Consider the following 14,285-nt stretch of genomic DNA (forward strand, 5'->3'; position numbering starts at 1 on the left):
GATATGGAAGAGGACCAGTCCCCCGTCGCCCCCGCGGCCGCCCCGCCGCCGCGCGTCTATCGCCATCGGCTGCCGACGCGGCTTTGGCACTGGATCAACGCCGCGACGCTGCTCGTCATGCTGATGAGCGGGCTGATGATCTTCAACGCGCACCCGCGCCTCTATTGGGGGCAATATGGCGCGAACTACGACCAGCCGTGGCTGTCGATCGGGTCGAAGGCGAATCGCGGCTACCTCCGCATTGCCGCGGTCGAGATCGACACGACGGGTGTGCTTGGCCGCTGGACCGACGCCAATGGTGCGACGAAGACCTGGGCCTTTCCGGGCTGGGCGACGATTCCCACCAGCTACAGCCTTGCCGACGGGCGGCGCTGGCACCTCTTCTTCGCCTGGGTGCTGGCGATCAGCCTGACGCTCTATATGCTGTGGACCGCGATCGGCGGGCATTTGCGCAAGGATCTGCACGTCCGGCGCCCCGAATGGTCGCCGGGGCATATCTGGCAGGATATCAAGGATCACGCCCGGCTGCGCTTTCCGACGGGCGAAGCGGCGGCGCGGTACAATATCCTGCAAAAGCTCAGCTATATCGGCGTGATCTTCGTGCTGCTGCCGCTGATGATCGCAACCGGGCTGACGATGTCGCCGGGGATGAACGCCGCGGCGCCGTGGCTGCTCGACCTGTTCGGCGGGCGCCAGTCGGCGCGCTCGATCCATTTCATCCTGGCCTGGGCGCTCGTCGCCTTCTTCCTCGTCCATATCGCGATGGTGCTGCTCGCCGGGCCGGTCAACGAACTGCGCTCGATGCTTACGGGCTGGTTCCGTCTGCCGGCCGACAAGCCTCGCGTGGGAGAAAACGCATGACCGGCCTGATCCTGCCGCGACGCGAACTGATCGTCCGCGCGGGCGGTATGGCGGCCGCGCTGCCGCTGCTCGCTGCGTGCGATCGGGTCAACGAGGCGCCCGCAGTGCGCAAGATCCTGTCGATGGGCGAGGAGATGAACCGCGCCAGCCAGCGGGCGCTGACGGATCGCGACGCCCTCGCCCCCGAATATGGCCGCGCCGACCTGTCGCCCGTCTTTCGCGCCAACGGCACCCGCCTGCCCGAAGGGGCAGACTATGCCGCGCACGCCGCGAACGGCTTTGCCGACTGGCGTGTTCGCGTATCGGGGCTGGTCGCGCGGCCCTTGTCGCTGTCGCTCGCCGATTTGCGGGCGATGCCGCAACGTCGGCAGATCACCCGCCACGACTGCGTCGAGGGCTGGAGCGCGATCGCCGAATGGATGGGGCCGCAACTGCGCCAAGTGTTGGCAGCGGCAGGGGTGCGCGATGCGGCGCGCTATATCGTCTTTCATTGTGCCGACCGGATCGGAGGCGCGGCTTATTATGAAAGCTGCGACATGGTCGATGCGCTTCATCCGCAAACCATCCTTGCGTGGGCGCTCAACGGATCGGTATTGCCGATCGCCAACGGCGCGCCGTTGCGGCTGCGGATCGAGCGGCAGCTCGGTTACAAGCATGCCAAATATCTGACCGGCATCGAAGCGGTCGCCAGCCTCGAAAAGGTGGGGGCGGGGAAGGGCGGCTTCTGGGAAGACCGCATTGATTATGAATGGTATGCGGGTATTTAGGGGGCCGCAGGGGGCAGGCAAGACGCAAAAAAAGGTCGCACCCATGTCCATTCTCCGCCCGTTCCTGGCCCGCGTCATCCGTCACGGCCAGCTGACCGTCCTGTCGCCGGACGGGAGCAGCGAAAGCTTCGGCGCGCCAGCCGCCGGCTATCCCGAAGTGACGGTGCGTTTTACCACGCGAAAGGGGATGCGCCGCATCATCCTCGATCCGCGGCTCGGCGCCGCCGAAGCCTTCATGGACGGCGAGATGGAGATCGTTCAGGGCGATATCATGGAGCTGATCGGCCTGCTGCGCGCGAACACGCCGTGGGACCGCGGCGCAAAGCTCAAGGACAAGACCGCGCTCGGCGAATGGATCGAGGGGATGAAGACGCGGCTCAATTCGATCAACCGCCGGCGCTCGTCGCGCGCGAATGTCGCGCATCATTACGACATCGGCAACGACCTCTACCGCCTCTTCCTCGACAGCGACATGCAATATAGCTGCGCCTATTGGCCGCGCCCCGACATGACGCTGGAGGAGGCTCAGGCGGCGAAAAAGGCGCATATCGCGGCCAAGCTGGCGCTCGCGCCGGGGCAGCGCGTGCTCGACATCGGCTGCGGATGGGGCGGCATGGCGATCGCCCTCGCGCAGCTCGAACGGGTCGAGGTGCTGGGGATCACCCTGTCCGAAGAACAGCTCGCGCTCGCCCGCGAACGCGCCACGGCGGCGGGTGTGGCCGACCGGGTGCGCTTCGAACTGATCGACTATCGCGACCTTGCCGAGCGCGAGGTCGGGGGTTTCGACCGGATCGTGTCGGTGGGCATGTTCGAACATGTCGGCGCCGCCAATTTCGAAACCTTCTTTCGCGCCTGCGCCAATCTGATGACCGCCGACGGCGTGATGCTGCTCCACACCATCGGCCGTTTCGGTAAACCCGGCGCGACCGACGCCTTCACGCGCAAATATATCTTCCCCGGCGGCTATATCCCCGCGCTCAGCGAAACGGTCGCGGCGAGCGAAAAGAGCCGGCTGATCGTCACCGACGTCGAAACGCTGCGGCTGCATTATGCGCTTACGCTGCGCCAATGGTATGCGCGCACGCTGGCGCATCGGGGCGAGATCGTCGCCATGATGGACGAACGCTTCTATCGCATGTGGACCTTCTACCTGGCCGGCGCCACCGCGGCCTTCGAAAGCGGCGGGATGGGCAATTACCAGATCCAGTTCGCCCGCAGCCGCCACGCCCTGCCGCTGACCCGCGACTATATGGCTGAAGCCGAGGGGCATTATCTTTAGCCTCGCGATGGGAAGGGCGACAGGGGTCTGCTTCGGGGTGGAAGGGGACTTCGCCGCTCACCGCTTCGTGTTCCCCGGCGAAAGCCGGGGTCTAGGGCGTCGAACGCTGACGTCGGTGCCGTAAAGCCCTAGGCCCCGGCCTTCGCCGGGGAACACATATAGATGCTGGGCTCCACCTCAGTCGTCATCCCGGACTTGATCAGGGATCCATTATTCCGACGCTGCGTGAATGGATCCCTGATCAAGTCCGGGATGACGAAGGAAAATAAGTCCGCAACCGGTCGGATGCCGCCATTTCATCCCAGAAAGTCGCTGTCCTACAAAACCGGGTCGCGCTAGCCTCCTGTTTATGCCGTTTATTTCCACCCATATTGATCGCTTCGCCGCTTCGCCGCTTCGCCGCTTCGCCGCTTCGACCCGATCGCCCCTAAAGCGAAGAGGGAGATAGTTTGACCCTGCGCCTCGGTTCTCTTGTCGCGTTTGGGCTGCCGTTGAGGCCGCCAGCGGCTGCGCGACTATGATTTGCGCGTGAAGTTTCGCAGTTTTCCGTCTCTTTTTCCGATCGGGCCGTTGCGCCGCGTCGGCAGTCCTGCTAGCCGCGCCCGCGTCATTTCCCGCCAGAAGGTGCTGCCATGTCCGAATCCATCAAGCGCGTCGTCCTTGCCTATTCAGGGGGACTCGACACCAGCGTCATCCTGAAATGGCTGCAGGTCACCTATGGGTGCGAGGTGGTGACCTTCACCGCCGATCTGGGACAGGGCGAGGAACTCGAACCGGCGCGGGCCAAGGCCGAGCTGATGGGGATCAAGCCCGAGCATATCTATATCGACGATGTGCGCGAGGAATTCGTGCGCGACTTCGTTTTCCCGATGATGCGCGCCAATGCGCGTTATGAAGGCGATTATCTGCTCGGCACGTCGATCGCGCGGCCGTTGATTTCGAAGCGGCTGGTCGAAATCGCGCGCGAAACGGGCGCCGACGCGGTGGCGCACGGCGCGACGGGCAAGGGCAATGACCAGGTGCGCTTCGAACTGTCCTGTTATGCGCTCAACCCCGACATCAAGGTGATCGCGCCGTGGCGCGAATGGGATCTGACGAGCCGCACCGCGCTGATCGACTTCGCCGAAAAGAACCAGATTCCGGTGCCGAAGGACAAGCGCGGCGAAAGCCCCTTCTCGACCGACGCGAACCTGCTGCACACGTCCTCGGAAGGCAAGGTGCTCGAGGATCCGTGGCAGGAAACGCCCGATTACGTCTATTCGCGCACCGTGAATCCCGAGGATGCACCCGACGCGCCCGAATATATCACGATCGATTTCGAACGCGGCGATGGCGTCGCGCTCAACGGTCAGGCGATGTCGCCCGCGACGCTGCTTGCGGCGCTCAACGACCTTGGCCGCAAGCATGGCATCGGCCGCCTCGACCTCGTCGAAAACCGCTTCGTCGGCATGAAGTCGCGCGGTATGTACGAAACGCCGGGCGGCGAAATCTATGCCCGGGCGCATCGCGGGATCGAAAGCATCACGCTCGATCGCGGCGCGGCGCACCTAAAGGACGAGCTGATGCCGAAATATGCCGAGCTCATCTACAATGGCTTCTGGTTCGCGCCCGAGCGCGAGATGCTGCAGGCCGCGATCGACCACAGTCAGGAAAAGGTGAGCGGCACCGTCCGCCTGAAGCTCTACAAGGGCAATGCCAGCGTCGTCGGCCGCAAGTCGCCGAACAGCCTCTACAGCGAAGCGCATGTAACGTTCGAGGATGATGCCGGCGCTTATGACCAGAAGGATGCGGCGGGCTTCATCAAGCTGAACGCGCTGCGTCTCAAGTTGCTCGCGAAGCGCGATCGGTGACGCAGACGGGCAAGACGGCGATCCGGCAGGCCCGGGTGCCGTGGCGCTTTGTGCTGTTCACCGTCCTGCTCGCCGACATACTGCTCTTTCATCTGCGCTTCGCTTGGCCCGAGGCGGCGCTGCTCGGCTTCGTCGCCGCAGCACTGGTCTTCTTCGCAACGCTGGTGCCGCTGTTCCGCGACGGCAATGGCGCGATCCGCGAACAGGCCCAGCGCAACGATCCCGATCAGCTCATCTCGCTCGCGATCACCGTCGCGGTGCTGATGCTTGTGCTGTTCGGCGTCGGCTTCATTCTCCACGGCCGCGCCGACGCGCCGCTGCTCTGGCAGAAGATTTTGGTGCTCGGCACGCTGCTCGTCGCCTGGCTGTTCTTCAACATGGTGTTCGCGCTGCACTATGCGCATCTGTTCTACGCGCCCGATCGCAAGGGCGAGTATCGCGGCGGCATCGAATTTCCCGGCGAGCGCCAGCCCGGATATTGGGATTTCGCCTATTTCGCCTACACGCTGGGGATGACCTTTCAGACCAGCGATGTGGAGATCCACAGCCCGCATTGGCGCCGCATCGCGCTGGTCCAGAGCTTTGCCGCTTTCGTCTTCAACATCGGCGTCATCGCTTTCACGATAAACAGTCTCAGCGGCGGTTGAACCGGATTGCCGGGCCGATGGTCGCGCGACATGCCGTTTCCGGTCTTCATTTCCGGTCGCCTATGCTAATTTGCGGCATGGGGCGGACTCGGAGAACAGCATATGGATGCGCCGCCCGCCCATGATTCCGCCCGTCACGAATGGATGCCCTGCCTTGTCTGGCTGCCACGCTTTGCCCTGATCGTAACGACGCATGGCATCGCCACGCGCCTGCTACTGCCCGGCGCTTATTACGTGCGCTGGTCGCGCTCGCTGGGCCGGAAAATCTATCGCCGTCGCCATTAACTTCCTTTGGAAAGTATATTGTCTCGATTTCGCGAACGAATGGCACTGAATTTCACAAATAACGGCTTAGCATGACGTCACATCCTGCGCTAAGGGCGACGTCATGACCGCCATGCGCTTTTTTTCGGACAATGCCGCCGCCGTCCATCCCGCCGTAATGGAGGCGCTCGTCGCCGCCAATCATGTCGACACCGCCTATGACGGCGACGCGATCAGCCGGTCGCTCGACGCGGCCTTTTCAGACCTGTTCGAAACCTCTTGCGAGGTGGTGTGGATCGCGACCGGCACCGCGGCGAACAGCATCATCCTCGCCCATTTCGTGCGGCCGTGGCAGGGCATCCTCTGCTATGAAGAGGCGCATATCGAAGTCGACGAATGCGGCGCGCCGACCTTCTATTCGGGCGGCGCCAAGCTGATGACGCTGCCGGGCGCGGGCGCGAAGATCGACGCCGATGCGCTGAAGGCGCGGATCGCCGGTATCCGCAGGGATGTGCATCAGGTGCAGCCCGCCGCGATCAGCATCACCAACGCCACCGAATATGGCCTGGCGTGGCGGCCGGACGAAGTGCGCGAAATCAGTGAAATAGCGCGCGCCAATGGCATGAAGCTGCATATGGATGGCGCGCGTTTTGCCAATGCAGTCGCCTTCGCCGGCTGTTCGCCCGCCGATGTGACGTGGCGCGCGGGAGTCGATGCGCTGTCGTTCGGTTTCACCAAAAATGGTGCGATGATGGCCGAGGCACTGGTTTTCTTTGGTGGCAGCGGCGGGGCGGGGGTGCGCGAGCTCAAGAAGCGCGGCGGACATCTGCTCAGCAAGGGACGCTTCGTCGCAGCGCAGATTCGCGCGATGCTGAAGGACGATCTGTGGCTCGCCAATGCGCGCGCCGCCAACGCCGGCGCGCAGGCGCTCGCGCAGGCGTGCGGCGACCGGCTGATGCACCCCGTCGAGGCGAACGAACTCTTCGTGCGGCTGAGCGCCGAGGAAGCCGCCGACCTGCGCGCCCGGGGCTTCGACTTTTACGATTGGGGCGAGGGCGCCGCTCGTCTTGTCACGAGTTGGGACCAGGATGCCGCCGCAGTGGCGCCGCTCGCCGCCGCGATCGCGGCGCTATGACCGCACCGTCGGCGTCGCTGCTCAGCCCGCGCGTCCTGCTTCCCTTTGCGCTGGTAACGCTGATCTGGGGGTCGACCTGGATCGTCATCAAGGGACAGCTTGGCATCGTACCGCCGAGCTGGTCGGTCACCTATCGTTTTGCGGTTGCGGCGGCGGCAATGTTCGCCTTTGCCGTCGTCCGCCGTGAGCAATTGATGCCGGGTCCGCGCGCGCTGGCATTTGCCGCCATGCTCGGCGTCGCGCAATTCGCCTTCAACTTCAATTTCGTCTACCGCGCCGAACAGCATATCACGTCGGGGCTGGTGGCGGTGCTGTTCGCGTTGCTGATCGTTCCCAACACGTTGCTTGGCCGCCTGTTCCTCCGCACGCCGGTCGAGGGGCGCTTTCTGGCGGGGGCGGGGATTGCGATCGTCGGGGTGGCGATGATGATCCTGCACGAATATCGCGCCGCCGCGCTCGACGCGCACGCCGTGCTGATCGGAACCGCGCTCACCCTGTCGGGGGTGCTCAGCGCCTCGATTTCCAATGTGATGCAGGGGACGCATTTCGCGCGCGCGCAGTCGATGATCGTGATGATCGCGTGGGCCATGCTGTTCGGCGCGCTTGCCGACGGCGCCTTTGCGTGGATCACCACCGGTCAGCCGCAGATCGAGGCGACGCCGGCCTATATCGGCGGCGTCTTCTATCTCGGCGTCATTGCGAGCGCAGTGACCTTTCCGCTCTATTTCGGCGTCATCCGCGCGGTGGGGCCGGGCCAGGCGGCGTGGTCGAGCGTGCTCATACCGATCATCGCGATGGGCTTTTCGACCGCGCTCGAGGGGTATCACTGGGCGCCGCTGTCGATCGCGGGCGGCGCGGTCGCGCTTGTCGGACTGGTGATTGCGGTCGCGAAACGGCCTGCCAAACCCTCCGTCAGCGGCAATATGGTGTCGATGCCGGTCGAGAGCGACTAGCCCGCGCTGATCCGTTCGATATCGGCGCCGACCGCCTGCAGCTTTTCCTCCAGCCGCTCATAGCCGCGGTCGAGGTGATAGACGCGGTTGACCTCGGTCTGGCCCTGCGCCGCCAGCCCCGCGATGATCAGGCTCATCGATGCGCGCAGGTCGGTCGCCATCACCGGCGCGCCGACCAGATGATCGACGCCGCGGACGATCGCGGTGCGGCCCTTGACCTGGATGTCGCAGCCCATGCGCGCGAGTTCGGGGACGTGCATGTAGCGGTTTTCAAAGATCGTCTCGGTGAACAGCGAGGCGCCCGTACCGAGCGTCGCCATCGCCATGAACTGCGCCTGCATGTCGGTGGCAAAGCCGGGGTAGGGCGCGGTCGATAGCGTGACGGGCTCGGCGCGGCCGTCCATAGCGACGCGGATCCCGGCCTTGGTCGTCTCGACCGTCGCACCGGCTTCGCGCAGCGCGGCGAGCGTCGCTTCCATCTCGTCGGCCTTGGCACCGACCAGTTCGACATCGCCCTGGGTGATCACCGCGGCGCAGGCGTAGCTGCCCGCCTCGATGCGGTCGGCCATCACGCGATAGGTCGCGCCATGCAGGCGGTCGACGCCTTCGATCGTCAGCGTTTCGGTCCCGATGCCGTCGATATGCGCGCCCATCGCGACCAGGCAGTTGCACAGATCGACGATCTCGGGCTCGCGCGCGGCGTTTTCGAGAACGCAGGTGCCCTTGGCGAGAACTGCCGCCATCACCGCATTTTCGGTCGCGCCGACCGAGACGACGGGGAAGGTGAACTTGCCGCCGGCAAGGCGCCCGCCGGGGGCGACGGCCTTCACATAGCCCGACGCGAGCTCGATCTCGGCGCCGAACGCTTCCAGCGCCTTCAGATGCAGGTCGATCGGGCGATTGCCGATGGCGCAGCCGCCCGGCAGCGACACGGTGGCTTCGCCCGCGCGCGCGAGCAGCGGGCCGAGCACGAGGATCGACGCGCGCATCTTGCGGACGATGTCATAGGGTGCGACGGTCGAGGTCAGCGTCGTCCCGCGCGCGGTCATCACGCGGCCGAAATCCTCGGGCCGCGATCCTTCGATCGTCGTCGAACAGCCGAGCTGGTTGAGCAGATGCCCGAAGCCATCGACGTCGGCGAGCCGCGGCAGGTTGCGCAGGGTCAGCGGCTCGTCGGTCAGCAGCGCACAGGGTAGAAGGGTGAGCGCGGCGTTCTTGGCGCCCGAGATGGGGATACGGCCCTTGAGTCGCTGGCCGCCGCGAATGACGATCTGATCCATCGGGCGTCTTTAGCGGATGCGTGGGTGCGTGCAAGCGGATGCGGTGGTCGGGTTGCGACCGAAGTACGATATTTACGGCATCGTCATCCCGGACTTGCACCCCGGCTTGCGCCGGCGAACGCAAGGCGATTTGCCGCAACGTCCGCTCTCCAACCCAATGCCGCCAATCCGCCAAACGCCGCCGCAGTCGCCACCGACCCGCCATTTGTTGCAGCTTGCCAGCGGCGCCGCGCTCGGCCAGACGGTTTTGAAATGAAACCAGAGGAGCGATGCATGAGCGGCGATTTCGATCAGGTGCGGGTCAGGCTGGCGACGGGGGTCGAACTCGACGTTGTTGATATGGGGCCGCGCGATGCGCCGGTGCTGATATTCCTCCACGGCTTTCCCGAATCGCACCGCACCTGGCGCTTTCAGCTGCCGCATTTCGCGCAGCATTTCCGCTGCATCGCGCCCGATCAGCGCGGCTATCGCGGGTCGTCGAAGCCGCAGGACGCCGCCTCCTACACCCCCGACAAGCTGATCGCCGATATCTTTGCGCTCGCCGACGCGCTGGACGTCGGCGATTTTACGGTCGTCGGGCATGATTGGGGTGGGGCGATCGCGTGGGGCGTGGCGCTCGGCGGTCAGCCAGGAGGGCTGCATCCCGAATGGTCGGGCCGCGTCACGCGGGCGGTCATCGCCAATGCGCCGCACCCTGCGATCTTTCAGCGCCTGCTGCTGACCAATGCCGAGCAGCGCGCCGCGAGCCAGTATATCCGCACCTTCCGCGATCCTGCCAGCGATGCGATTATCGAGGAGCATGGCATCGCGGGCATCCTTGCCCATGCCTTTGCGGGCAGGGTGCCGAGCGGCGGGATCCAGCCGCCCGACGAGATCGCCCGGCTGCTCAAGGATTGGGAGGATCGCGACACCTGCCGCGCAATGATCAACTGGTATCGCGGTTCGCCCGCCAATGTGCCCGCAATGGACGACCCCTATGCCGAGCCGCCCGCGATGCCTTTTCCGAAGCTGACGATCCCGACGCTGGTCGTCTGGGCGCTCGACGATGTCGCGCTGCCCCCGTGCAATCTCGACGGGATCGAAGAACTGGTGCCCGATATCTCCATCGTGAAGGTGCCGGGCTGCGGCCATTTTGTGCCTTGGGAAGCGCCCGATGCGGTCAACGCCGCGATGGACGAATTTCTCGCCGCAAACTGACCCGCGTCGCCGTTTAGCGGAGCCCGAAAAACGGCGGACGACTATAACAGTCGCCCGCCGGAGGGGTCGGTTTTGGGGTGCACCTTCAGTCCGTCCACTGGTTTGCGACCCAAAAACTGAAGGTGCGATTTAACCATAGATTTGGCCTATATTGCAGGCTTTCAGATTCTCCCGCATTCGGCATATTCGCTGGATGAACGCGGGAGAAGTCAGGGCAATCGCCAAGGTCGACCGGATCGACGGCCCGAGCAGTTGGACGGTGTCTGGCGATTGTCACATGCTGATCCTTTACGAAGCGGGCAGCTACCACTGGCTCGAGACCTGGCTCGACGGACGGCGAACATCGCTTGGCGATCCGATCCCCGGCGAAATGTGGCTGGCGCCCTTCGGTCACGAATATCGTGCGACGGCGCAGGGCGGCGCGGTGCGTAGCATCGAGGTCGAAATTCCGCACCACCGGCTCGCCGTTTCGCCCCATGCGCGGGCGATCGCGGGGCATGACGATCCGGCGATGGCGGCGCTCGCCCGCGCGCTCGCGGCGGGCGATGCCCAGGCGGGCGACGCGCTCATCGCCGCGATCGCCGAACGGCTCGCAACCACGGCAACGCTTCCGGTACAGCCGGGCATCGCGCGGCGCATCGACGATCTGATGCGTTATATCCAGAAGGGCCTCGAAACCCAGCTGTCGGTGCACGAACTTGCCGAGGAAGCCGGCATGTCGGTCAATAATCTGATCGTCCAGTTCGCGCGCGCGACGGGGCGCACGCCGGCGCAATATGTGCTGCATCAGCGGCTGCGCCGCGCCTGCTGGTTTCTGCTCAACCGGCCGCTGAGCGTCGCCGAAATCGCCTTTGCAACCGGCTTTTCGAGTCACGCGCATCTTTGTTCTGTGTTTCGGCGCAGGCTTGCTATGTCTCCCGGCCAGTGGCGCAAACTTATGAAGGGGAGGGCGAGCGTCGATGGCGAGGACCAATCTGTTTCGGGCGCGTGACGCGCACGGCCATGCGCCAGTCACCTATATCGAGCTGTTCTTCGACCTCGTTTTCGTCTTCGCGATAACCCAGCTTTCGCACGGTCTGCTCGCGCATCTGTCGCTGATGGGGGCGTTGCAGGCGCTGATCCTGCTGTTCGCGGTCTGGTGGGTGTGGATTTACACGACCTGGGTTGCGAACTGGCTCAACCCCGACCGCGCCAATGTCCGCCTGATGCTGATCCTGCTGATGCTCGCGGGGCTCGCGCTGTCGAGTGCCATTCCCTACGCGTTCGGCAAGAATGGCTGGCTGTTCGCCGCCGCTTATTGTTCGATGCAATTGGGGCGGTCGCTTTATGTCGTCTGGGCAAGCTGGGGGATCCACGACGGGCGCGCACGCAATTTCGCGCGCATCGCCTTCTGGTCGCTGCTCACCCTGCCCCTGTGGATCGCGGGCTGCTTCGCCGATGCCGAGGTGCGGATGCTGTGCTGGGCGGCGGCGCTCGCCATCGAATATGCCGGTCCCTTCGCCTTTTTTGCGACGCCAGGGCTGGGCCGGTCGAACGCGGCTGACTGGGACATCGCCGGGGCGCATATGGCCGAACGCTGCGCGCTGTTCATCATCATTGCGCTGGGTGAGGGGGTGCTCGTCACCGGCGCGACCTTTGCGACGTTGCCACAGGACGCGCTCCACTGGACGGCTTTCGTGACCTGCTTCCTGGGCAGCGCGGCGCTGTGGTGGCTCTATTTCGACACCGGCGCGGTGCGCGGGAGCAAGCTGATCGAGGTGAGCGGCGACGCCGGCCTTCTCGCGCGCAACGCCTATACCTATTGGCATATCCCGATCGTCGCGGGGCTCGTCGTCTCGGCGGTCGCCGACGAAATGCTGCTCGCCCACCCCAAGGGGCATATCGAGCCGGCCTATCTCGCCGTTGCCGTCGGCGGCGCGCTGCTCTTCCTCGTCGGCAATATGGGGTTCAAGCGCGCGACGAACGATCGGCCGCTGCCGCCCTTTTCGCATATGCTCGGCTGCGCGCTGCTGCTCGCGATCGGCGCCGCGGCCTGGTTCGGCCATTGGCAGCCGCTGACGCTCGGCATGGGAATTTTCGGCGCGCTGTTGTTCACCGCGATCTGGGAATGGGGATCGCTCAACGGCGGCTGGCAGCGCTGGGCGCCCGGGCTCGGCCGCTTGTTCGGCGCCGATCCCGATGCCTAGCCGGATGTTTCAGGGGAGGAATCCATGTCGCACACCATGATCATGCTCATCGCCGCGCTGGCCCTGCTGGTCCTGCTACGCCTGTCCATTCGCGATGCCGCCCGCGCGACCCGGCTTTTTCTGGTCCTGTGGTTGGTCGTATCGGTCGCCAATCTGCTCTTCGGCGTGCTTTCCGCCGGCTATGGCTGGGACGAGGAGGCGACGGTGTGGCTGCTCGTCTTCGGCGTCCCCGCGGCTTTCGCGCTGATCACGAAGCGGTTCAGGGTGCGGGATTGATCAGGCAGCCATTGGCGCCGGCATAGCGCGCGCTGCGTGATGCGAGCAGCGGCACGCTGCCCGTCACCGTCTTCGTCGCCGGATCGTCGCTGAGCGACACCAGTTCCATGCCGGGTTCGAAGTCCGTCTGGCAACTGTCGAGGCTGCGTCCCTGGACATAGCGGCACGAACAACCGACGCGCGCGGCATAGGCCGAGCCGAGTTCGGCCTGCGCCTTGAACGACGGAAATTGCCAGATCAGGAAGATCAGCAACAGGGCGCCGAACCCCGCAGCCCACGGCAGGCAGCCGCCCCAACGGCTCGCCCGGCGCTTGCGGCCGTGCAGGCGGCGCGGCACGTCGGGGCGCTCGCCGGTCGGTGTCGGCGCCGCGGCAGGTTCGCCCGTTGCCGTTTCGGGTGGGTTGGTGTTACTCACGGGCGGCCATGATCACGAAAAAACTCTTGCTGGCAAGTGCCGCGCTCGCGCTTCTGGGTGGCTGGTCGCTGACGCACGCCGCCGGTCAGGGCAGCATGGCGCCGCCCGCACCAGCACCGCGGCTGGGCGCGTCGATCGACGATGTCGTGCCGGTCGCTGCGTCGCCCGCGCTCCCGGCGCTCGATCCGGTGGTGAAGGCGAAGGCCGATGCGCTGTTCGACGATGCCGGCGATGTCGGCGAGACGCGCGCGCTGTTGGTCCTGCGCGACGGCAAGCCAATCTACGAACGCTATGGCGCCGGCTTCGGCCCCGATACCAAGCTTATCAGCTGGTCGATGGCCAAGAGCATCACCGCGGTGCTGACCGGTTTTCTGGTCGCCGACGGCCAATTGTCGCTCGATGGCCCGGCGCCAGTCGCGGCGTGGCAACGCAGCGGCGATCCGCGCGGCACGATCGCGCTCAGGGATCTGTTGCACATGTCATCGGGCCTTGAGCATGTCGAGGAAGGCGACCCGGTGTGGCGCGGCGACACGGTCGACATGTTGTTCGGCAAGGGCGCGCAGGATATGGCCGCCTTTGCCGAGGGCAAGCCCGCTATCGCCAAACCGGGTGAAGTCTTCAACTATAGTTCGGCGACCAGCGTCATCCTTGCCGATATCCTGACCGATGCACTGACCCCGTCCTCGAACCCCGACGCGCGGCGCGACGCGATGCTCGATTTCATTCACGGCCGTTTGACCGAGCCGCTGGGGATGACCAGCCTGACCCCCGAATTCGATGCGCATGGCACGATGGTCGGCGGATCGATCATGCACGCGACCGCACGCGACTATGCGAAGTTCGGCGAATTCCTGCGCAATCATGGTGTTGCGAACGGCCAGCGCCTGCTCCCCGAAACCTGGATGCGCTTCATGCTGACGCCGTCGCCCAACGATGCCGGCTATGGCGGGCACATCTGGCTCAATCGCGCGCGGCCCGCGGGCGTGGGGGCAGCGCTATGGCCCGATCGCGGGCCGAACGACCTGTTCGCCTGCATCGGGCATCAGGGGCAATATATCATCGTGTCGCCGTCGCAGCGGATCACGATGGTGCGGCTCGGCATAACGAAGGACAAGCAGTTCCCGGCGCTCCGCCGCCATCTCGCCGATCTGACTGCCGCGCTCTAAGGCGCTACG

At 65.2% G+C, this 14,285-nt stretch carries 16 protein-coding genes; 14 read left to right on the top strand and 2 right to left on the bottom strand.

The window, feature by feature from the left end; translation table 11 throughout:
- Positions 1-3: 3 nt before the first annotated feature.
- The 8 genes from L0963_RS10645 (at position 4) to L0963_RS10680 (ending at position 7,756) form a co-directional block, all read left to right on the top strand.
- The gene (locus L0963_RS10645; RefSeq protein ID WP_062902014.1) at positions 4-861 is read left to right on the top strand and encodes a cytochrome b/b6 domain-containing protein; all 858 of its coding nucleotides are present in this window, start codon (positions 4-6) and stop codon (positions 859-861) included.
- Positions 858-1,628, top strand: a complete 771-nt coding sequence (locus L0963_RS10650; protein WP_234179433.1) for a molybdopterin-dependent oxidoreductase — start codon at positions 858-860, stop codon at positions 1,626-1,628. Before L0963_RS10645 ends, L0963_RS10650 begins: the two co-directional genes overlap by 4 nt.
- A 43-nt stretch (positions 1,629-1,671) precedes the next feature.
- A complete protein-coding gene (locus tag L0963_RS10655; protein ID WP_234179435.1) occupies positions 1,672-2,907 on the top strand; it encodes an SAM-dependent methyltransferase in 1,236 nt (411 codons plus the stop codon).
- Positions 2,908-3,539: 632 nt separating this feature from the next.
- The gene (locus L0963_RS10660) at positions 3,540-4,757 is read left to right on the top strand and encodes an argininosuccinate synthase (protein ID WP_062765536.1); all 1,218 of its coding nucleotides are present in this window, start codon (positions 3,540-3,542) and stop codon (positions 4,755-4,757) included.
- Complete coding sequence (locus L0963_RS10665; RefSeq protein ID WP_062902017.1) at positions 4,754-5,404, top strand: DUF1345 domain-containing protein; 651 nt, start codon at positions 4,754-4,756, stop codon at positions 5,402-5,404. The genes L0963_RS10660 and L0963_RS10665 overlap by 4 nt, the downstream gene beginning before the upstream one ends.
- Before the next feature lie 102 nt (positions 5,405-5,506).
- A complete protein-coding gene (locus L0963_RS10670; protein ID WP_062902018.1) occupies positions 5,507-5,689 on the top strand; it encodes a hypothetical protein in 183 nt (60 codons plus the stop codon).
- Between the two features lie 112 nt (positions 5,690-5,801).
- Positions 5,802-6,803: a threonine aldolase family protein gene (locus tag L0963_RS10675; RefSeq protein WP_062903144.1), complete on the top strand. Its 1,002-nt coding sequence runs from the start codon at positions 5,802-5,804 to the stop codon at positions 6,801-6,803.
- Positions 6,800-7,756: a DMT family transporter gene (locus L0963_RS10680; RefSeq protein ID WP_062902019.1), complete on the top strand. Its 957-nt coding sequence runs from the start codon at positions 6,800-6,802 to the stop codon at positions 7,754-7,756. Before L0963_RS10675 ends, L0963_RS10680 begins: the two co-directional genes overlap by 4 nt.
- Here the strand turns inward: L0963_RS10680 and murA are convergent.
- The gene (gene murA, locus L0963_RS10685) at positions 7,753-9,036 is read right to left on the bottom strand and encodes a UDP-N-acetylglucosamine 1-carboxyvinyltransferase (protein ID WP_234179436.1); all 1,284 of its coding nucleotides are present in this window, start codon (positions 9,034-9,036) and stop codon (positions 7,753-7,755) included. The genes L0963_RS10680 and murA overlap by 4 nt on opposite strands.
- 28 nt (positions 9,037-9,064) lie before the next feature.
- Between murA and L0963_RS10690 the strand changes: the two genes are divergently transcribed.
- The 5 genes from L0963_RS10690 (at position 9,065) to L0963_RS10710 (ending at position 12,695) form a co-directional block, all read left to right on the top strand.
- Positions 9,065-9,292 (top strand): hypothetical protein, encoded by a 228-nt coding sequence (locus L0963_RS10690; RefSeq protein WP_202988254.1) that lies wholly within the window; start codon positions 9,065-9,067, stop codon positions 9,290-9,292.
- Between the two features lie 17 nt (positions 9,293-9,309).
- Entirely contained in the window at positions 9,310-10,233 is a 924-nt protein-coding gene (locus tag L0963_RS10695; protein ID WP_062902020.1) for an alpha/beta fold hydrolase, read from the top strand.
- A 193-nt stretch (positions 10,234-10,426) separates the two neighbouring features.
- Positions 10,427-11,224 carry an AraC family transcriptional regulator gene (locus L0963_RS10700; RefSeq protein ID WP_062902021.1) on the top strand — a complete coding sequence of 266 codons (798 nt, stop codon included), beginning with the start codon at positions 10,427-10,429 and terminating at the stop codon, positions 11,222-11,224.
- Positions 11,193-12,419: a low temperature requirement protein A gene (locus L0963_RS10705; protein ID WP_062902022.1), complete on the top strand. Its 1,227-nt coding sequence runs from the start codon at positions 11,193-11,195 to the stop codon at positions 12,417-12,419. The genes L0963_RS10700 and L0963_RS10705 overlap by 32 nt, the downstream gene beginning before the upstream one ends.
- Before the next feature lie 24 nt (positions 12,420-12,443).
- Positions 12,444-12,695 (top strand): hypothetical protein, encoded by a 252-nt coding sequence (locus tag L0963_RS10710; RefSeq protein ID WP_234179438.1) that lies wholly within the window; start codon positions 12,444-12,446, stop codon positions 12,693-12,695.
- Here the strand turns inward: L0963_RS10710 and L0963_RS10715 are convergent.
- Positions 12,679-13,110, bottom strand: coding sequence for a hypothetical protein (locus L0963_RS10715; protein WP_202988256.1), 432 nt, complete (start codon positions 13,108-13,110; stop codon positions 12,679-12,681). The genes L0963_RS10710 and L0963_RS10715 overlap by 17 nt on opposite strands.
- Before the next feature lie 8 nt (positions 13,111-13,118).
- Between L0963_RS10715 and L0963_RS10720 the strand changes: the two genes are divergently transcribed.
- Positions 13,119-14,276, top strand: coding sequence for a serine hydrolase domain-containing protein (locus tag L0963_RS10720; protein ID WP_062902023.1), 1,158 nt, complete (start codon positions 13,119-13,121; stop codon positions 14,274-14,276).
- Positions 14,277-14,285: the final 9 nt, after the last annotated feature.

The sequence above is a fragment of the Sphingopyxis sp. NFH-91 genome, assembly GCF_021401285.1.
In the GTDB taxonomy this organism is placed as follows: domain Bacteria; phylum Pseudomonadota; class Alphaproteobacteria; order Sphingomonadales; family Sphingomonadaceae; genus Sphingopyxis; species Sphingopyxis terrae_A.